16 protein-coding genes are annotated in these 19270 nt (G+C 54.0%); 14 read left to right on the forward strand and 2 right to left on the reverse strand.

Annotated features, from left to right (window positions below):
- Positions 1 to 4 precede the first annotated feature (4 nt).
- From FJ147_05600 to FJ147_05655, 12 genes are all read left to right on the forward strand, one after another.
- Positions 5 to 1048, forward strand: a complete 1044-nt coding sequence (locus FJ147_05600; GenBank protein MBM4255355.1) for a glycosyltransferase — start codon at positions 5 to 7, stop codon at positions 1046 to 1048.
- A gap of 53 nt (positions 1049 to 1101) precedes the next feature.
- Complete coding sequence (locus FJ147_05605; protein ID MBM4255356.1) at positions 1102 to 2313, forward strand: glycosyltransferase family 4 protein; 1212 nt, start codon at positions 1102 to 1104, stop codon at positions 2311 to 2313.
- A 21-nt stretch (positions 2314 to 2334) separates the two neighbouring features.
- Complete coding sequence (asnB, locus tag FJ147_05610) at positions 2335 to 4212, forward strand: asparagine synthase (glutamine-hydrolyzing) (protein ID MBM4255357.1); 1878 nt, start codon at positions 2335 to 2337, stop codon at positions 4210 to 4212.
- Positions 4213 to 4219: 7 nt separating this feature from the next.
- Entirely contained in the window at positions 4220 to 5464 is a 1245-nt protein-coding gene (locus FJ147_05615) for a glycosyltransferase family 4 protein (GenBank protein ID MBM4255358.1), read from the forward strand.
- A 16-nt stretch (positions 5465 to 5480) separates the two neighbouring features.
- Positions 5481 to 6602 carry a GNAT family N-acetyltransferase gene (locus tag FJ147_05620; protein ID MBM4255359.1) on the forward strand — a complete coding sequence of 374 codons (1122 nt, stop codon included), beginning with the start codon at positions 5481 to 5483 and terminating at the stop codon, positions 6600 to 6602.
- A gap of 4 nt (positions 6603 to 6606) precedes the next feature.
- Positions 6607 to 8172: a hypothetical protein gene (locus FJ147_05625; protein MBM4255360.1), complete on the forward strand. Its 1566-nt coding sequence runs from the start codon at positions 6607 to 6609 to the stop codon at positions 8170 to 8172.
- 133 nt (positions 8173 to 8305) lie between these two features.
- Positions 8306 to 9163 carry a hypothetical protein gene (locus FJ147_05630; protein ID MBM4255361.1) on the forward strand — a complete coding sequence of 286 codons (858 nt, stop codon included), beginning with the start codon at positions 8306 to 8308 and terminating at the stop codon, positions 9161 to 9163.
- An 11-nt stretch (positions 9164 to 9174) separates the two neighbouring features.
- Positions 9175 to 10533: an MBL fold metallo-hydrolase gene (locus tag FJ147_05635; GenBank protein ID MBM4255362.1), complete on the forward strand. Its 1359-nt coding sequence runs from the start codon at positions 9175 to 9177 to the stop codon at positions 10531 to 10533.
- 33 nt (positions 10534 to 10566) lie between these two features.
- Positions 10567 to 11334, forward strand: a complete 768-nt coding sequence (locus FJ147_05640) for a class I SAM-dependent methyltransferase (GenBank protein ID MBM4255363.1) — start codon at positions 10567 to 10569, stop codon at positions 11332 to 11334.
- Between the two features lie 11 nt (positions 11335 to 11345).
- On the forward strand, positions 11346 to 12791 hold the full coding sequence (locus tag FJ147_05645) for a flippase (protein MBM4255364.1): 1446 nt from the start codon (positions 11346 to 11348) through the stop codon (positions 12789 to 12791).
- Between the two features lie 311 nt (positions 12792 to 13102).
- Positions 13103 to 13924, forward strand: a complete 822-nt coding sequence (locus FJ147_05650) for a hypothetical protein (GenBank protein ID MBM4255365.1) — start codon at positions 13103 to 13105, stop codon at positions 13922 to 13924.
- Positions 13925 to 14108: 184 nt separating this feature from the next.
- On the forward strand, positions 14109 to 15278 hold the full coding sequence (locus FJ147_05655) for an LLM class flavin-dependent oxidoreductase (protein MBM4255366.1): 1170 nt from the start codon (positions 14109 to 14111) through the stop codon (positions 15276 to 15278).
- A 46-nt stretch (positions 15279 to 15324) separates the two neighbouring features.
- Here the strand turns inward: FJ147_05655 and FJ147_05660 are convergent, their stop codons facing one another.
- Together FJ147_05660 and FJ147_05665 are read right to left on the reverse strand one after the other, a co-directional pair.
- Positions 15325 to 16221, reverse strand: a complete 897-nt coding sequence (locus FJ147_05660; GenBank protein ID MBM4255367.1) for a DUF882 domain-containing protein — start codon at positions 16219 to 16221, stop codon at positions 15325 to 15327.
- Positions 16222 to 16275: 54 nt separating this feature from the next.
- Complete coding sequence (locus tag FJ147_05665; GenBank protein MBM4255368.1) at positions 16276 to 16878, reverse strand: disulfide bond formation protein DsbA; 603 nt, start codon at positions 16876 to 16878, stop codon at positions 16276 to 16278.
- Positions 16879 to 17782: 904 nt separating this feature from the next.
- Between FJ147_05665 and FJ147_05670 the strand changes: the two genes are divergently transcribed.
- Positions 17783 to 18586 (forward strand): sulfite exporter TauE/SafE family protein, encoded by an 804-nt coding sequence (locus FJ147_05670; GenBank protein ID MBM4255369.1) that lies wholly within the window; start codon positions 17783 to 17785, stop codon positions 18584 to 18586.
- Positions 18587 to 18665: 79 nt separating this feature from the next.
- Complete coding sequence (locus tag FJ147_05675; GenBank protein ID MBM4255370.1) at positions 18666 to 19166, forward strand: hypothetical protein; 501 nt, start codon at positions 18666 to 18668, stop codon at positions 19164 to 19166.
- Positions 19167 to 19270: the final 104 nt, after the last annotated feature.

Below are 19270 nucleotides of genomic sequence, written 5' to 3' on the forward strand. Positions count from 1 at the left end.
GCTCATGCCCGAACTTTCAGTCGTCCTCATTAGCAAAAACCAGGCGTGGAATGTGAAGCGCTTGATTGAATCGGTCCTGCGTGAGACGACTCGTGTGTCATCACGCGAGGTTATCTTGGTTGACTCCGCATCGACTGATGACACCGTGGCACAAGCAAGCGCGTATGCCATCACCATTCTCCGCTTGCGATCAGACCAGCATCTTTCTCCTGCGGCAGGGCGTTACGTCGGCTATCAACATACGACTGGTAACTTCGTGTTATTCCTGGACGGAGATATGGAACTCTGCTCCGGATGGCTAGAGCAGGCATTCCACATTTTGGCAACCTCTCCTGAGGTTGCGGTCGTCACTGGTCAGACGCTCGACCTCTTGCCGACAGCGCAAGCATACGAGAAGCCGCCACTGCCACCTGAGACGGGAGCAGCCAGCACTATTCCCGCCTGTGCCGGAGCAGCGTTGTATCGACGGTCGGTCTTAGCTGAAGTTGGTCCGTTTAACCCATATCTGCGTTCGGAAGAAGAACCAGAGCTGTGTTTGCGCATTCGCCACGCTGGCTACCGAATCGTGGACCTGCATTATCCCATTGCCTATCATTACTCGAATCCAGAAGGTGCACTCTCTACGCTGATCGCTCGCTGGCGGCGCAATCTCTATTTGGGTGATGGGCAGGTCCTCCGCTACCACTTGGGCAGTACGCTGCTGTGGACGTACATCAAAGAGCGCGGCTATGTCTGTCTTCCGCTTGTCGGCCTCGCCGTTGGCCTCGGTAGCTTCTTGTGGTCGTACTGGCATCGCCAGTGGATATGGTTTGGCCTCTGGTTGCTCCTCTGTGCTGTCACCATTGTTGGCGATGCGCTGCGTAAACGGAGCCTGTATCGCATGCTTTTTAGCGTGGTGCACCGTCTGATCATCGTTGATGGCACCCTTCGCGGGTTTTTCTTACAACCAGTCAGTCCGACTCAGTATCCGAATCGCTTCGATGTCATTCAACGCGCTTCCCCTTCTCAACCATCATCTGCCCTGCACGAGCGCACGGTATGGATGTAACAAACGTTCCTCTCAAAGAGTGAATTTTCGTATCGGTTACGAATCGAGGTTTCATGCGTATTGCCGCTATTGCTTCCATGAAGAAAGGCTTAGAGCATTTCATTTATCGTGAGCTGTGCCTCCTCAGTGCACAAGGGGTCTCGATTCGCCTCTTTCCCACCAAGTATGGAAAAGGTCTGTACACCGCGAGAGACGAACGGGACCTCCAACGCTGGAATCTGTTTGCCGTGCTCCTGTGGCAACCCTACTTTCTCGTACACTCTCCCTTCCGTTACATGTCATTACTATGGGAAGCGGTGGCGGTCGGTGCAGTCATAGACTTTGCGCTGGCGTGGTACTTCTCGCGGACGATGGCTGACATCGACCTGATCTATGCCACCTTTGGCGACCGGAAATTCTTCGTCGGCTATTTCTGCAAACGCATCCTCCACAAACCCCTCGCCGTGACCATCCATGCCTATGAACTCTATGACAATCCCAATCCACGACTCTTTGAGCGAGCGTTAGCCGTCTGTGATCAGGTTATTGTCCCGACGGAGTACAACCGTGAATACCTCGCGACCCACTACCAGGTCGCACCGACACGCGTCGAAGTCGTCCGCTATAGCGTTGATATCGAAGACTACCGTCCGAACAAGAAGTTTGTCATTCTCATCGTCGGCTTTTTCGTCGAACGCAAGGGACATGAGGTACTGTTCAAGGCTCTCACACACGTAAACCAGGAAGACATCGAGGTCTGGGTCGTTGGTGGAGAAGGCGCAGAGGCTCCAGTTGACGTGCGTGCACTAGCGACACAGCTCGGTATTGATCGACACGTCGCGTTCTTCGGCCCTTTGAGCGGCAATGCGCTCAAGGCAGTGTATCGCGCATGTGACGTGTTCTGCCTCCCGTGTCGTACGGAGAAGAGTGGCGTCGCGGAAGGCTTCCCTAACGTCCTTATTGAAGCAATGGCCTTTGGCAAGCCCGTCATTACCACCCGGCACGTCGAGATCCCGCGTATTATCAAAGATATCGTCGTCGACGAGAATGATGTCGAAGGACTCGCGCAGGCGATCCGACAGGCCTATCAATCGGCCTCACTACGAGAGCGGTTAGGAAAGACTAACCGCCAGATAGCGGAAGAGGTGTTTTCTCCACGTAATGTGGCACGGACCGCACAGATTCTGTCCAGGCTGGCCAATCCCCATCAATCCCAAACTGCAGCCTATCACGAGACACTTCCTGCCGTAACAACTGTGCAAGAACAGAAAATGTCGACCAACTAGAAAGCAACACAGGATCAGATCATGTGTGGAATCGCTGGAATGTACAACTATCGCGGACACCCTACCGATACGCAATCCCTGCAGGCGATGCTCTCGGCGATCCACCATCGTGGACCGGACGATCAAGGCATCCATAGTACGGCAACGCTGGCGATGGGAATGCAGCGGCTCAGCATTATTGATCTGAGTACTGGCCAGCAACCGATCTTCAACGAAGATAAAAGTGTCGTCGTCGTCTTTAACGGGGAAATCTACAATTATCGCCAACTGAGCGAGCGACTGCTCCAGCGCGGCCATACGCTCGCGACGAACAGCGATACCGAAGTCATCGTGCATCTCTATGAAGACTTCGGCGAAGATTGCGTGCACCACCTGCGGGGGATGTTCGCGTTCGCGGTATGGGATGCGCGTCGTCAGCGCGTATTGTTGGCGCGGGATCGTCTCGGTATCAAGCCACTCTACTACACCCAACCGATGGGAGAAATCGTCTTTGCCTCTGAGGTCAAAGCGCTATTGCAGCATCCCCGTGTCCATGCACGACTCCAGCTTGACGCACTCAACAACTTTCTCACTTTGAAATACGTCCCCGCCCCGCAGACCATGTTTGCCGGCATTCGTGCGCTTCCTCCTGGCCACTTGCTCCTGTGCGACGCCGCTGGCGTCACTGAACGTCGGTATTGGGATGTCCAATTTCCTGCCAATGGCAATGGGCACCAGAGTGAAGACGTCTACGCTGAGCAACTGAGCGAACTGCTCCGCGAATGCGTGCAGTCACATCTGATGAGTGATGTTCCCTTTGGCGCATTTCTCAGCGGTGGGCTCGATTCCAGCACCATTGTGGCATTAATGAGCCAACTGCTGAACCAACCAGTGAAAACCTTCTCCGTGGGTTTTACTCGCGAGGGGAGCACTGAAAGTGAACTACCGTACGCCCGGATGGTAGCAAAGCAATTTCACACCGACCATCACGAAGTGATGATCAACCCACACCATCTCATCGACCTCAGCAAAAAGGTCGTGTGGCACCTCGACCAGCCTATCGCAGATGAAGCAACACTCGCCAACTACATGGTCGCCGAGCTGGCCTCCCACCATGTCAAGATGGTGTTGACTGGGGAAGGCGGAGACGAACTCTTCGCCGGCTATGCCCGTTACGCTGGCGAACGATTTTCCCCGTTGTGCCAGGTTCTCCCACGACCGGCACGAGCAATGGCTTTGTCAATCAGCAATCAACTGCCAGGACTGAGGCGGCCGAAGTTGGCTCTCCAAGCACTGTGCCAATCCGAAGAGTCTTCACGTCTAGTGAGATGGTTTCCCCTATGTCCAGCAGAAACGAAGGCTGCATTGCTCACGCCAGAACTCCAACACACGTTACAACAACACTCCGCAGAGGAGGTCTTCGCCTACCATCTCGCCCAAACCGCGGCACCCGATCCGCTGAGCCGGATGCTGTACGTCGACACCAAACTCTGGCTGCCTGACGATCTCTTGGCACGTGGTGACAAGACCAGTATGGCGGTGTCGGTCGAGGCCCGGGTTCCCCTCCTCGATCACAAATTGGTAGAGTTTGCTGCCACCCTCCCCTCTCACCTCAAACTCAATCGCTTGACACGGAAGTACTTGTTGAAAAAAGTCAGTCGCCAGTGGCTCCCACCTGCCATCATTGACCGCAAGAAGCAAGGATTTCCGGTTCCGTTTGCGCAATGGTTTCGCACGACCGCACGTCCATTTGTTCATGACCTGCTTGCCTCTGGCACGGTCAAACGACGCGGGCTGTTTCAACCCCAAGCCGTCGAGCAGGTCTTAGTCGAACATGACAGTGGTATGGCCGATCACGGAACGCTGATTTGGGCGCTCGTGAACGTTGAACTCTGGCACCAATTGTTTCTCGACACGTGAGTAAGACATGTACCGAGCATCTCGTCCACACATTTTAATGTTATTGGAAAACCATCCATATCCACAAGACAGCCGCGTTCGCCAGGAAGCACAAGCGCTCGTGGCTGAAGGGTATACAGTATCGGTCATCTCTCCAGCAGGCTCAGGACAGTCGTGGTGCGAAACCGTCCATGGCGTTCGTGTCTATCGTTTCCCGATGCCCCCAGGAGCCAATGGCCTCTTGGGGTATGTACTCGAATACGGCTGTGCCATGACGGCAGCGTTGTTGATTTCCTTGTGGGTTTTTCTGCGGCACGGATTCGATGTTATTCACGCCCATAACCCGCCAGATACGTTCGTCTTCATTGCCGCCCTTTACAAACTGTTTGGTAGGCGGTTCGTCTTCGATCATCACGACCTGTCACCGGAAATGTACGATGCCCGATTTCCAGGCGAGGGGAAGCCTCTGTTACGAAAGCTGTTGTTTGCATGTGAACGACTCTCCTATCGCTTGGCGGACCACACCATTGCTACCAACGAATCGTATAAAGCCTTAGCAGTGCAGCGGCACCAGATTCCAGTCGCGCGCATCACAGTCGTCCGTAATGGCCCCGCCCTCAACCGCCTGCAACCAACCGCACCCATTAGTGAACTGCGCCAGAAAGCCCCAATCATTATCGGCTATGCCGGAACGATGGGAGTGCAGGATGGTGTCGACTACCTCTTCCGTGCGCTCTCCCACCTGGTAACCACTCTTGGGCGCCGCGACTTTTTCTGTGTCTTGGTCGGCAACGGTGATGCGCTCACCGAGTTACAGTCGCTTGCCGCGCAATTACAGCTCACCGAATACGTGCACTTTACCGGCTGGGTCGAGCCCGGTGAAGTTCCGCGCTATCTCTCAACCGCAGATATTTGTGTCGCACCGGAACCGTCGAATCCGTATAACGATCGCTCAACCATGATCAAGATCATGGAATATATGGCGATGGCCAAACCAATCGTTGCGTTTGATCTGCCCGAGCATCGCGCGAGTGCCCAAGATGCAGCAATCTACGTTCCCGGTAATGATGAACTCGCATTTGCGCGTGCGCTGGCACATCTGATGGATGACCCGGCGCGTTGTCACCAGCTGGGCACCGCGGGGCATAATCGGGTTGAGAACGCTCTAGCCTGGAAACATTCGATTCCTCCCCTCCTGGCGGTCTATGGCGCCCTCTTCCCTCGGCTGGAGGTCTCGTCTCCAGCAACACCGGTAGTCGTAAGAGAAAACTGAGAGGCATGTGTACGCTATGAAGAGTTCTGTCTCTGATGATTTTTGCTTTGCCAGTGACAATGGCAAAACGCAGTCTGTAACATCGAACCACGCACTCCACCTTGTGACTATTGATCCATGCACTGCCCCCCGGTGGCAACAGCTCGTTGAGCGCCAGCAGAGCAGCGTGTTTCACGCACCAGCGTGGCTGCACGTGCTCGCCGATACCTATGGTTGGGACATCGGTGCTCATGTCGTACTTGATAGCCGTGAGCAGGCGATTGCAGGGATTCCTTTTGTTGGCATTACCGACATGACTGGGAAACGCATTGTGACTCTCCCCTTTTCCGATTTATGTGATCCCATCACTCCCGACAGTGAAACCTGGCATAGTTTGAGTACCCACTTACTTCGTGAGCAATGCCCAGTGCTGGTCCGTTGCTTACACAATATGGTGCCGCTGACGGATACGCGGTTTACCGTGGCCAAACAGGCACGCTGGCATGGATTGGATCTCCGCCCTGATAGCGAAGCGCAATTGCGGCGACTGCCGAACTCCTGCCGATGGCGAATTCGCCGGGCACAGCGTGAAGGGGTTACCATTCGTCGGGCAGAGCGAGAAGAAGAGATGCGGGAATTCTTCACCTTGCATCGAGGTATCCGCAAGCAGAAATATCGCCTCCTGGCACAGCCATACGGGTTTTTCGCCAACATTTGGCGCCACTTTCTCGCGTTGTCACAGGGAGTGTTATTTCTCGCCTACTACCAAGAGAAGATCATTGGCAGCGTGGTATTCCTGGTGTGGAAAGATACGCTCTACTACAAGTTCAGCGCCACGGATCCGGCCTATCTCCACCTTGGCATGAGCGAACTCCTGATTTGGGAAGGCATACAATACGGGAAAGCCGCGGGATTGACGGCTCTCGATTTCGGCCTCAGCGATTGGGATCAGGAAGGGTTGATCAGCTTCAAACGAAAATTCGCTACCGAAGAGAAAACCATCTCCTTTCTTCGCCATGTCCCCGAACACCTACCGTTGCCGTATGAACAACAGGCGCGCAGCCTGCTCCCGCAACTGACCGAACTTTTTACCGACACGACAGTTCCGGATCATATCACCGACCGTGCGGGAGAGGTTCTCTATCGGTTCTTTGCATAGGATCATGGGAACAACGATGAGGATCGCCATGCTGCAACAGAGGCTCAGCCTTCAACTCCGCTGGGAATCGCTCTCGTCGTTGCTGGTTGTGGGCGGGCTCGGCGTCGCTCTCGGATACTGCACGGTTGCAGCCCTGTCCTTACCACGGGCTTGGACTCCGCTCGTCATCGCAGCAATGCTCGCTCCATTTATCGCCATGATCGCTGGGACCGTGCGGAAACTGTTGCTCATTGTCATCATGCTGGACTTGCCGCTGCGCTTAGATATCGAGCTTGGTCACCAGCCAGAATTCGGAGCGATGGGAATTCTCACTGGCTGGTCAGTGTCCGCCACCACCCTCGCCCTTATCGGTTTGTACAGCCTGTGGCTCACTGAGGCGGTTACGCGCCAACGCTACGCGTCGCAGGTACACGATCATGTCAGTCGCCCGGCGCTCGCCTATCTCATGTGCATAGGACTCTCAGTGATAGGCGCGTCTCGCCCCATATTCACCGCCTATGAGTTGTTCCTCCTCCTCCAGATGTTTTTCTTGTTCCGCTATCTAGTCGGGACGGTGCACACCCGCCAGGAGGTTTTCTTTATCGTGACGGCACTGCTGGTCGGGTTGACCTGCGAGAGCGTGATCATGATCGTAACCAAGATCGTAGGGCACGGGTTCTCATTTGCTGGCATTAGCTCGAACTATCCAGATTTAGAAGCAGGCCAACGGACTGGTGGAACGCTTGGACATCCCAACATTGCGGCAACCTATATGGTGTTGATCATCCCAGCCGCCCTGAGTACCCTGTGGACACGGGCGGGCGTCGCGGTCAAAGGCTTAGCTTTCCTTGGCGCCGGGCTAGGGACGGTGGCGCTCCTGTTCACATTATCGCGCGGAGGTTGGCTCGCTCTCCTCATCGCCACCTTTCTTTTGCTTCGGGCGCTCTGGCAGCGTGGATGGCTGCCCCCACCACTCCTTATCATTCTTACGGGGGTAGCACTTGTTGTTATCGCAGCCTCGTCTAGCGTTATTCTCGCCCGCTTCACCGCAGACGATCATGGTTCCTCCTATTCACGTATCCCACTCATTCAGGTGGCCTTACGCATCATCCTGGAGCATCCTGTCTTTGGCGTTGGCGCTAACAACTCCCCGCTTCTGATGTCGCAGTATATCCCTTGGTATCTTACCGATATGTGGGTGGCCAGAATTCACAATAAGTATCTGCTAGTTGGAGCTGAGACTGGACTCCTCGGCTTGGGAACGTTTCTCTGGTTCCTGCTCGCCACCATCCGCCGCGGCTGGCATACGTGGAAGCGCAATGAGGATCGTTTTCTGGCGCTTACTGCCCTTGGGCTTTCGACCGCCTTAATTGGGGTTATGTTCCAGATGCTTGTCGAGCCGTTCTCCAGCAATACCCGTCCTTCTATACAGATGGTGTGGTTGATTGCTGGGTTGCTCACCGCGGTCAGTCGCATACAGGACTCACACGTAGCGAGAAAGAGACACGTTCCCACAATGCCGGGCAAAGCAACTCCACCGCACGTTTCCGTATGGAGTAGTCCAGGCCCACGAACAATACCTGCGTACTGAGAGGGATGACATATAGGCAGCCATTGCAAATGTAGATGAACGAACTGTACCCCTGTGGCGGAAAGACGCCCGGCGGGGCGTCTTTACCGAGCCATTGTCGATGTGCGGAATAATTCATTGAGGAAACGTATATATGCGGTGCAGCTTTTCTTTTTTCCTTCGTTCACGTGCGGTTGTCCTGCTCCTGCTCTGTGGTCTGTGCGGCCTGCTCGTTCCTGCCTGTGGTGACGCCGCCGACTCTGCTCATACTCCTCGCGTCCTGTGGCGAGCTGACCACGAAAAAGGAGATTTATCGCAGTGGGAAAGCGGGGGACACAACGGCATCTGGATTAGCTCGACTGCCCACGCTCGCATCACCAACAGCCTCAGTCATTCGGGCCGTTACAGCGTAGCACTCTCGATTACCAATGCGGACGGCACCAAGAACCCGGAACCAGGAGTGAGAATGGCAAGAGTAAGCACTGCTACCACTCCGACAACGCTTCCTGATGCTGCGTATTACAGTGTGTGGTTTTACTTTCCTCAGGTCGTGCGCCCAGTCATCTACTGGAACCTTTTTCAATGGAAACGAGCCTTTATTCGCCAAGATGGTGTTCCCTGGAGCGACCCGCTCTACTCTGTCAACGTCGGTAACCGTGCAGACGGAACCATGTATTTCTACTTGTATAGTTACGTTGGCAGTGACGGAGGATACATGACGAAGGGCAATGGTGTCGCCGCTCAAGCCTTGACCAACATCCCGCTCAAGCGATGGATTCACTTAGAGTGCTATTACGGCTGGTCCCGGCAAAAGACCGGACGCGTCGCGTGTTGGCAAGACGGTCACCGGATCTTGAATGTGGCTGACGTCGTGACCGAATACGGCTACCCAAATGTTGAATACCCCAGACAATGGACGGTCAACAACTACTCAGGCCACACCGATCCGCCGACACATACGATCTACATCGATGATGCAATCGTGAGTGACTCACGTATCGGTATCGACTGAAGAGAGGGACTATGATCAGCGTTACCACTATCGGCAATGCCACCATGGTCGTACGAGACAACAGCGTTGTTCTCGTCACTGACCCGTGGATGGGAGAAGAGGATCACGCTTACTTCGGCAGTTGGAATCTCTCTCACGTCATCCCCGCTGACATCAAACACGACATTTTTTCTACCAAATACGTCTGGTTTTCACATGGCCACCCGGACCATCTGAATGCCTACAGTCTTCCTCGCTTCAAGGGAAAGACCATCCTTTTGCCTGATCATGTGGGCAGCCGGATGCAGCAGGATTTGACGACTATGGGGTATGACGTGTTCGTGCTCCCAGATCGCCAATGGATCACCCTCTCTGACCACGTGCGCGTGTTCTGCATCACCACGATCATCCAGGATGCGGTTTTGTTGGTTGAGGCGTACGGACGCCTGTTCGTCAATTGCAACGATGCGGGGAGTCGTGGGTGTACCCGTCTCATCCGTCGGATCGCTGCGCAATATCCGCACTCGTATCTTTTGAGCATCATGGGCTACGGCGATGCCGACATGATTAATTTCTATGGTGAAGATGGCAAGTTTGTACCGACGTTGTCAGCCGATGAGTTTCTCCTCGGTGATCAGTTATCGTTGATGGCCAAGTCGCTCCGCATCAATCACGTCATTCCTTTTAGCTCATTCCATCAATATCAACGTGAGGATTCGTTGTGGGCAAGCCAATATGTGACGCCCTTGTCTGCATATCGCGAAGGATTCCATCCTGATCTCGCATTCATTCCACCCTTTGTCACGATTGATTGTCGCAGCGGGGAAGTCACGGAGGTGAATCCGGCTCTCAACGTTGTCGACGTGCACCCGCCTGAATTTTACGGTGATAGTTGGAGTGAAGAACTGAGTACAGAAGATACCACGAAACTCGATACCTACTTCACGCGTAAGGATGGCATTCGTCACTTCCTCTCATTCCTCAATTTCCATGTCGGAGGCAAAGATCACTACATTCCACTCGGCGGCACGCAGCACAAAGGGATCACCTTCGCGGTCCCGCGCCAGAGCTTGATGACAGCGATCGAATATGAAGCGTTTGACGACTTGCTCATCGGCAATTTTATGAAGACCACACTGCACAATATGGACTCGTTGTACGAAGGAGAGTTCAACTTCTATGTCACCAAGTACGGCGATAACGGCAGGGCCCAGTCAGCCGTAGAACTCGACCACTATTTTCAAGCGTATCGTCACCGCATCGGGCGAGAGTACATGTACGAGGCTGCCACCAACACCCTCATGCAATTCGCCAAACGCTGCTTCGCACGGACACGTGGGTCAACGTTCTACACCACTGCCAAGCGCGCCTATTACACAATTGTCAAGTAAACCATCACCAACACCTGTAAGGAGATATTGAACGTGACCTTTCCGCAAGACACTGGCGTCGAACCGGGAGCCCTCCCAGCCCCTTCCGTGTTTTTCTGGGACCAATTTCGTGACACCAGCATGGGGCGCTATCACTTTCAGCACGAGTATGCCTTCATCTCCGATTTTCTCGCGACCCCCACTTCCCCACGCCGTATTCTTGACGTTGGCTGTGGGAGTGGACGCATGACGTTGCCGTTGTCGCGCCTGGGCTTCCGTATGATGGGACTCGATATCGAGCCAGTCGCGGTCACAGCCTTCCAACAACAACTGCCGGGAACACCACTCGTCCGTGGCGATGTCGCCGACCTCCCCTTCGCGGCTGATAGCTTCGATTGTGTCGTAGCGTTACAAGCTGCGGAATACGTCGACCATAAAAGACTCCTGACGGAATGCTATCGCGTGTTGCGTCCAGGGGGCGCAGTGATTTTCGACGCGCAAAACCTGCACAGCTACAAATGGGGACTTAAGCGGGTATGGGACCCAAATAGTTCCCTGGTCTCGACCATTGTCAGTTGTCGAAAGCTCCTACAATCGCTTCCTGAACATAGATTCACCATCCACGCGATACGGAGATACAATTGGATTCCGTTTTCACGCAAAAGCAACAGTCCCCTCATCCGCATCGCGGCCTCACTCGAACAGATGTTACACCTCGATCGCTTCCACTCTATCAGTCCGAAAGTTCTCTTGGCGGCGCGAAAGGACATCGCCCAGCTCACCTTGACTCTGTGCTCAGCCCTCAATTTCCTCGGTCTCTAACCGGTACAGCTATGAACGAGTCACAAAAAGTTGCTAGGAATACGGCGGTCCTCGCGGTAGCGACGTTGGTGGAGCGAGCAGGGGCAATCGTGTTGGTCTTTGTGCTTTCACGCACCGTGCATGCACACGGGCTCGGTATCCATGCAGCCGTTCTCGCACTGTACGGGTTGTTGGCGTTGCTTGCGGAAGTCGGTGTGTCAAGCTTTATCGTTCGTGAGGTCGCCAAAGACCGCAGCAAGACGCAACAATATGTCCTGCACTTGAGTGCGGTCGCGATCGTTGCTGGCCTTGTTGTCATGAGTGCGGCAGCGCTGATCTTGCCGTATCTCGGCTACTCGCCGGAACTGCGCGCCGGTTCGTATCTTGTGCTGCTCGCGGTGATTCCCGGCACGTTGAATGTCATTCACGAAGCCGTCTACGTGGCCCATCAACGGGTCGCATTTCAGACGTATACGACGCTTATCGTCACGGTGGGGAGTCTCACGGCAAGCATTGTGCTCCTCTTGCTAGGATACGGTGTCGTGAGCGTCATTGCCGCGTTTGTCGCGAGCAGGTACGTGATGATGTTTTGTTACCTCCTACTCACGTCTTGTTACATTGCACCGCTGCGCGGTTCGTTTCAGCTCTCCTTCGGCGTGGCATTGCTTCGCGAGATTCGTTTGTTCGCTGCATCCTCGTTTCTGGCCGGGTTCTTTTCCCGTCCGGAAATTCTTTTACTCTCAGTGTTCAGCAATGAAACGCACATTGGCTTCTATAGCGCGGCGTTGAAGTTGGTTGATCTGTGGCAAGTCATCCCTGAAACGTTTCTGACCAACGTGTTTCCGGTCATGTCTCGTTTCTATCACCAGGCTGATCAGCACGCCCAACTCCTGCAGGAACGGTCAGTGAAATACCTCTTTGCCCTTTCCTTACCCATTGCGGTGGGTTTGACGGTTGCAGCCGAACCGATAATCCGGCTGGTCTTTGGTCAGGAATTTCTTCCTGCTGTACTCGTGCTACAAATTCTCGCCTGGAATCTTCCCGTGTCCTGTTTGAATAGTATGCTGTGGCGGATTCTCGTCGCCCGTGATCAACAAAACCGCAATGTGCAAGTACAGCTGGTGACCGCATGCACGCGCATCGTCAGCGGCTGCCTGGTGATCTTTCTGCTTGGACCCCTTGGTGCGGCGCTTACGACGATTGGCAATCTGTTTCTGCATAACCGCATGTTAGCGTATTTCCTCCAACGTGACGGCATTCGCTTAGACGTGTGGCGTTTGACGTGGCGGTTCGCTGTTGCCGCCGCAGGTATGGGAGTGATCGTGTGGCTCCTGCTGAACTCTCACACCGATTTGTGGATGGTCGTGCCAGTCGCTGCTGGGTGTTACGGTATATGGCTTTTTGTCCTGAGGGCATTTTCCGCTGATGAGATTACTGTGATGTCCTCACTCTTGCCAGCAAGAGTAGGAGGGAAGTGAGAGTTCTCGTGTGTTTCTTTCGAGCGGCGAGCTCAGTCAGTCCACACGACATGAGTACAGCACGGGCAACAAATCCCCTCGCGCTGCGCGCGGCCCCTTTTGCCAAAGGGGGCATTTTTCAGTCCCCCCTTTGCAAAGGGGGGCTAGGGGGTATTTCATCATGCGTGGGAAGTGTACGAATCTTCTGTGGCTCGATTGAGGTCAATAGATAACGCAAAGGCATGACCAACATGTACACGCTAATCAGACACGTTCTCTTTTGTCTCTCACTCACTGTTTTCTCTCTCTCGATCCTCGCGTCGGTATTTTTCTTGAGCAAAGTTCGAGAACACAATTTCTATATTCGCAACCTCATCTACGCTGCAGTGTGGCGAAAGCACCTGACGCAAACAGATGAGATTGCCCTCTCGTTGGACAAGGAGGTGTATAGAAGAACGAATCGGGCCCTCCAGAAACAGGACGTCGATTGGTACGCGCAAGTGGAAAGCTTTTCTTTTTTCAACGTCACCCCCGCCGTGGCACTACGCTATGGAACATATGGATTTCTCGGACAGCACAAAGAGGGGCCGTGTGGCACTATGACCAGGATTGTCCTGAATGCCTTGTGGGAACTCGGTATTCCGGCGCGGAAGTTGCAGCTCGATGGCAAGGTCGCGGAGCAAGAGAGCCTCTCGTGGGTTGAATCTTATCAAGATGCGATTCGGGTGTATCACCGCGCAAAACAGTTTCCTAACGATGGCCACACCATGGTGGAGTTCTATCATGATGGTGCGTGGCGCGTGACTTCTCCTGCCGATCATGCGTTCGCCTGGCATACGGACGAGGGGAAAATAGCGACGGCAGACGATATTCAGAATGACCCAAGAATCTACGCCCAGATTTATCAGCTGTGGCCGGATTATCCCTATAGCGATTACCCCTATACGTTTGTCGGCCACTCCAACATCAATTGGGAAAAACTTCCTCGTGAGATGAGGGTGGCAATCAAGGCGGTGATGGGAGAGCAATGGTTTGCGGCTGCCCAAACACCGCGGTTATATGATCAGCCACGGACGTTGCTCTTTCTTGTGAGCCTCGGCGCCTCCTCCGTGTCTGGCGTTTTAGCTTACGTATGCTATGCACCTCCGCCTTGAACGCAGGACGAACGGGCCATCGCAAAAACGCCAATAGCTCCGCCATTCACCGTGAGCTGGTCAAATCCTATCCTGCGCGTGTCGAAGGGCGAACACGCTTCTACGCTGCCGTTGCCAGCATCTTGCTATGCACCTGTGCCACCGACATCTTGACCCACTACAGAAGACTAGCTACTACCAGCTCATGAACACACAGTGGCCATTACGCTTCGGCGTTTTCCTCCCACCTATGCATCCCGTAGGGCAGAATCCAACCTTAACCTTGCAACGTGATATCGAATTGATCGAACACCTTGACCGCCTGGGCTTTGATGAAGCCTGGATTGGCGAGCATCACTCGGCTGGTTATGAAACTATCGCCTCGCCGGAAGTGTTTATCGGTGTCGTCTCACAGCGGACACGGCACATTAAGCTTGGGACCGGCGTTATTTCTCTTCCTTATCACCACCCGTTACTTGTGGCTGACAACCTCGTGTTGCTCGACCACTTGACACGTGGGCGGGTGATGTTCGGGGTCGGACCTGGCCAACTGACATCCGACGCCATCATGCTTGGGATCGCACCTGACAACCAACGTCGGATGATGCAGGAAAGCTTTGAAGTGATCATGGCGTTGCTCAACGGCGAGACCGTTACGCGCAAAACCGATTGGTTCACCATCAATGAGGGCGTCTTACAGTTACGTCCGTACTCTTATCCACGCTTCGATATTGCCGTAGCGGCCTCGATCTCCCCTGCCGGAGCGACGCTGGCTGGCCGCTTTGGTGTGGGCCTTCTTTCCCTGGCCGCGACCAACCCGCTGGGCTTTCAAATGCTGCACGATCACTGGCAAGTCGCCGAAGAGCAGGCGGCCAAGAATGGCCAAACAGTCGACCGACGCAACTGGCGTATGGTAGGGCCAATGCATATCGCCGAGACGAAGGAGCAGGCATTAGCAGATTGTCGCTTCGGCTTTCTCAATGTCATGACCTATCTTTCCCATATTCTTCCGATGGGACAGTCGAGTGCCACAACCTACGAAGATATTGTCAAAGAGATGAACGAGACCGGCGCTGGCGTCATCGGCACACCAGACATGGCCATTGCGCAGATCAAGCGCATTCAGAAACAATCTGGAGGATTCGGGTGCTATCTCACCATCGGTGCTGACTTCGCCGACTGGCAAGCGACCCTGCGATCGTATGAACTCATCTCACAGTACGTCATGCCGCATTTCAAAGGGCAAAGCGCACCACCCCAAGCCTCGTACGACCGGATCATCAAAGCTGGAGGCAAATACGTCTCGGCCACCGCTCACGCGATCGAGAAAGCGATCAAAGAGTATGATGCGGGACAGGGGAAAGGGAAGAAGTAGCCACTCGCGACAATCGTTGGGGCGCAGCACACTGCGCCCTCCTTCGCTATCGCACTTCAATCACGTTCGACATGATCTGATCTGGCATGGTGGCAAACTGTTTGTCACAAAACCGCAACTGCAGTTGAATTCGCCCTTCTGGTGGAAGATCATCAGGTACATGCCACACAAAAGCTCGCTCGTTGGCGTCGCGCACCGACACACACGCACCGTTTTTCCCTGCAAAAGCAAATTCACGCGGCGCTCCACCATTGCCATGAACTGAGAATGTCGGCACCACACTCACGGGATAGGCCGTAATGCGCGCCAGCTTCACCTCGACTTTCTCACCTGGCAGGTAAATATCTTGGTCTGTACGGACCATGATGCTCTTGTTGTCTTCGGAGATGTTGGTGCGAACTTTGGAGGTCGCTTGGGTCCAGTAGCGCGCCGGGCCGGTATCGATATGCACCGAGTCCCCACCGTAGAAACCAATACCGCAACATCCCATGTCTTTGACAATGCCCCAGATTTTCGCGGCGAGATTCTTGCGCACCTTTATATCTGCGGCCATCCCTTCGATATGGAGGCTCGCCTTCGCTGCGCCACCGCCTTTCGCACGCAGGTTGTCGTTGTACTCCTGACTGCGATACCCAGAAATCAATACGATCGGCAAATGAAAGCGATCTTCAATAAAATCGAGAGCTGAAATCAATCGTAACGAGATATGATTTTCATCGTCAGCAGTGACACCAAACAAGCGATCAATCTGCTGTCGTGCTTCTGCCGGATACGTTCCGTCTGAGGCACGATAACGCACCTGTGCTGAGCTATTGGTTTTCGCATTGGTCAATGACACCGTACCATCACCGCTAAGGAAATAACGGTCAGTGACATTGCCCGTCTCTGCCGCCAGGACCAGCGCTGGCGTGAGTAATACCATCAGATACCACAGTATTTGCATTGTCTTCTGCTCCTCTTCTTCTCATCCCACATCACAGACAACACCGTGTCACACCTACTTCTTCAATCCCATCGTCTCCAACTTCTCGCGCACCAACGGCACCCGGTCATGCCCCCAAAACATCTCGCCTGCAACAATGAAAAGTGGCACGCCAAATACCTCGTCTTTATCCGCACGTTGCTGTATCGCTGCCAGTTCGCGTGGCCCCTCTTCATCAAGATATCTCAGAAAGCCGTCAGGACTCCCACCGACCTCGCCTAACACCGTCACAATCGCGTGCTGATCTTCAATATCCAGTTCGCGGCGCCAAAAGCACTCGTAGACACGATCATGATAGGCGCGAAATGTTCCTTGTTTCTGGGCGTATAACGCCCCGATCGCCGCAATCGACGAATCGAAAATTTTCTGTGGTCCGCGAATCACCAGTCCCTTCTTGTTCGCCCAGCGACGTACATCCATGTAGGAATAGCGGATCTTCCGCCATTGCTGCTCGGTGCGTGTCTGGAGATCCCCGAGCGCCTCCGGGATATTGAGGATGTAGGGAAGCCAGTCGATCCTTACTCGATACTCATCCTCTAGTTTGTAGGCTTCATCCTTGGCGAGATAGGCAAATGGACTTTTGTAATCAAAGTAGAGTGAGATGACCGCTGGTTCCATCGTAGTCTCCTTGGCGCACGATCATAGGAGCGGTGCCCACAGGGGTCAACGACTGAACGGCGTCAATTCTATTTGGCATCGTCGCTAGCACCCTACTCACGTTAGACTTTTTCCTTTCATAGCAGCCGCAGCTTCACTGTGATGTCAGTTATTCTTATTCCAGTGGCGTTATCGAAAGCATTTTTGATGGTCCATCCGTAGACGTGAACTGAAACCTAAGATCGAGTTGCTCGACAAAGATCAGGAACACCGGTGTTGTCCAGAAGGCCAAAAGTCAGCGTCAGAATAACAACCCCTTTTGTCTACATCAGACCTGAGAACATTCGTACACGTTACACTACAGACTCCAAACCGTGTCATTCTGAGCGGAGCGAAGAATCTCCCAGAGCGACCCTTCGTTGCACTCAGGGTGACAGCACTCGTATACCAATCTTTCACGGTCCGATTTAGTATCGTGTCTCATCACTTCGTGAGCAGTTGTCGGGCGTGCGCAGCACGCCAACTGACTGGCGCGTGGTACGCGCCCTACGATTCCACCGCTCATGAACTTGCGAGACACGGTACGAGGCTTGCCACTGACGTGCGAATCGATAGCGTGTGGCGTCAACGTCCCCGACGCAGTCTCCCCGATGCTCAAACCTGGCTATTTCTCAGGCCATCCCCTATAGTCGCAAAGGCAGCAAAATGAACAGTCTGCGTTTGCCCGAAGTGCTACATCGGACCACGGAACATTCGTACAGTTGGGGTAGCATGCGGTGTGCGCTCGATGCGCGTGCCAGCGTTGATTCCCGTGCGCATGGCGCACGCTACGGTCTCTCTGGTGACGACCCAAAGTGTACCAACCTCGGGTGGTTTGATTTAGACCAGAGAGGTGGGATACCGTCTTCAGAAGACGATAAAACCAATGGTCACAACCGATTACTCCATTCTTCATATCGTGCTGCTTATCGCCAGTGGGTTAGCTGCTGGCTTCATCAACGCCGTGTCTGGTGGCGGTTCGATGCTGACACTGCCAGCATTGATTTTCATTGGCATCCCACCGGGGATTGCCAACGGCACCAATCGCGTGGCGGTGGTCGTGCAAAACATCGCCGCGCTTGCGACCTATCATCAACTCAAAGTGACGAATCACCGTCTGGCATTTTCCTTGGCGATCCCAACGATCGTCGGGTCTTTTCTTGGAGCCCTCGTTTCGATTCGGCTCGATGATACCCAGTTCCGCACTATCCTTGGTATCGTCCTACTCCTCTTGATCGGGCCAGTCCTTGCCGAACGGCAACTCAATGCGAGATTTGCCAATCGTCAGCACACATTCCGTGAGAGCTGGGGTTTGTGGGCAGTGTTCTTTTTCATTGGTGTCTACAGCGGGTTTTTACAAGTTGCGGCTGGATTATTTTTCTTGCTGGTCCTCAACCTGTTTGGCGGTATGAACCTGGTGCTCGCCAATAGCGTTAAAGTTACGGCCATGCTCTGCACGACAGCGATAGCACTACTTGTATTTGTCGCTGACAATAAAGTCGTCTGGGGAACTGGGTTATTGCTCGCTGCTGCGAATGCCTGTGGCGCCTGGCTTGGTGCGCGCTGGGGCGTCAAGAAAGGCGAGGCCTGGATACGGATAGTACTGATCACTACCGTGGTTGGCATGTCCCTGCAGCTACTGGGTGGATTCGCCTGGGTCAGTCGAGTTGTGTCAGCACTCAAAGAGTGATTCGCTCATCCATCCAATGGGTGACTGTGCCATTTGCACGTGCTCTTATATTTCCTATATCCTGCCAAGAGGGCAAGTTATGAAGGGGAAAGAGGAGACCACCATGTGCTGGGGCATGAACTGGCCGTTCGGGAGAACGCAGGGGATTGCTGTTTCTCTCTTGCTGCTTACCGCTCTCGTGCATGGCTGTGCAAGTCTATCTGTCAATCGCTTGTTCTTACAGCAATCAACCAACGCCCGTGAACTGTATTGCGAATCCGGGTTTCGTTGGGAATCCTTGGAAGAAGGAGGAATTACGTTTTTAGCTGCCCGCGTGAACACCGGCCAAGAAACGTATGGCCCTTCTCTTATTCAAGGCTTGGTTGACTCAATGCAAGCCAATTTACCGAGCGAGAAGATCGTTCACCCGAACCTGGCAGTCAATCGCGTCAGCAAAGCAGGTCTGACCCACGCGTATTCTTCCATGCTCGCCCAGCATGAAGAAACCAATATTTTGCCGCGAGACACATTGCGTAAAGTCGGGAAAGCCGTTCAGGCTCGGTACTTCGCTCTCCCGGCGTTAGGCATGGGCAAGAATTAAGTTACCGATTAAGAGCGAGGAAGAAGCGTATAGTTCCAATCGCCATGAAACTTACCGGGTTTGATATTGAGCGCTTGAAACTCATCGTCGGAGACCTGTAGGCC

This window comes from Deltaproteobacteria bacterium (assembly GCA_016874775.1).
Taxonomy (GTDB): domain Bacteria; phylum Desulfobacterota; class Binatia; order Bin18; family Bin18; genus VGTJ01.

What these genes read in the sequence shown, in the direction of transcription:
- FJ147_05615 (MBM4255358.1), top strand. Translation starts at nt 4,220, where the DNA reads ATGTACCGAGCATCTCGTCCACACATTTTAATGTTATTGGAAAACCAT.
- FJ147_05665 (MBM4255368.1), bottom strand. Translation starts at nt 16,878, where the DNA reads ATGGAACCAGCGGTCATCTCACTCTACTTTGATTACAAAAGTCCATTT.
- asnB (MBM4255357.1), top strand. Translation starts at nt 2,335, where the DNA reads ATGTGTGGAATCGCTGGAATGTACAACTATCGCGGACACCCTACCGAT.
- FJ147_05645 (MBM4255364.1), top strand. Translation starts at nt 11,346, where the DNA reads ATGAACGAGTCACAAAAAGTTGCTAGGAATACGGCGGTCCTCGCGGTA.
- FJ147_05655 (MBM4255366.1), top strand. Translation starts at nt 14,109, where the DNA reads ATGAACACACAGTGGCCATTACGCTTCGGCGTTTTCCTCCCACCTATG.
- FJ147_05660 (MBM4255367.1), bottom strand. Translation starts at nt 16,221, where the DNA reads ATGCAAATACTGTGGTATCTGATGGTATTACTCACGCCAGCGCTGGTC.
- FJ147_05635 (MBM4255362.1), top strand. Translation starts at nt 9,175, where the DNA reads ATGATCAGCGTTACCACTATCGGCAATGCCACCATGGTCGTACGAGAC.
- FJ147_05605 (MBM4255356.1), top strand. Translation starts at nt 1,102, where the DNA reads ATGCGTATTGCCGCTATTGCTTCCATGAAGAAAGGCTTAGAGCATTTC.
- FJ147_05630 (MBM4255361.1), top strand. Translation starts at nt 8,306, where the DNA reads ATGCGGTGCAGCTTTTCTTTTTTCCTTCGTTCACGTGCGGTTGTCCTG.
- FJ147_05600 (MBM4255355.1), top strand. Translation starts at nt 5, where the DNA reads ATGCCCGAACTTTCAGTCGTCCTCATTAGCAAAAACCAGGCGTGGAAT.
- FJ147_05625 (MBM4255360.1), top strand. Translation starts at nt 6,607, where the DNA reads ATGGGAACAACGATGAGGATCGCCATGCTGCAACAGAGGCTCAGCCTT.
- FJ147_05675 (MBM4255370.1), top strand. Translation starts at nt 18,666, where the DNA reads ATGAAGGGGAAAGAGGAGACCACCATGTGCTGGGGCATGAACTGGCCG.
- FJ147_05620 (MBM4255359.1), top strand. Translation starts at nt 5,481, where the DNA reads ATGAAGAGTTCTGTCTCTGATGATTTTTGCTTTGCCAGTGACAATGGC.
- FJ147_05670 (MBM4255369.1), top strand. Translation starts at nt 17,783, where the DNA reads ATGGTCACAACCGATTACTCCATTCTTCATATCGTGCTGCTTATCGCC.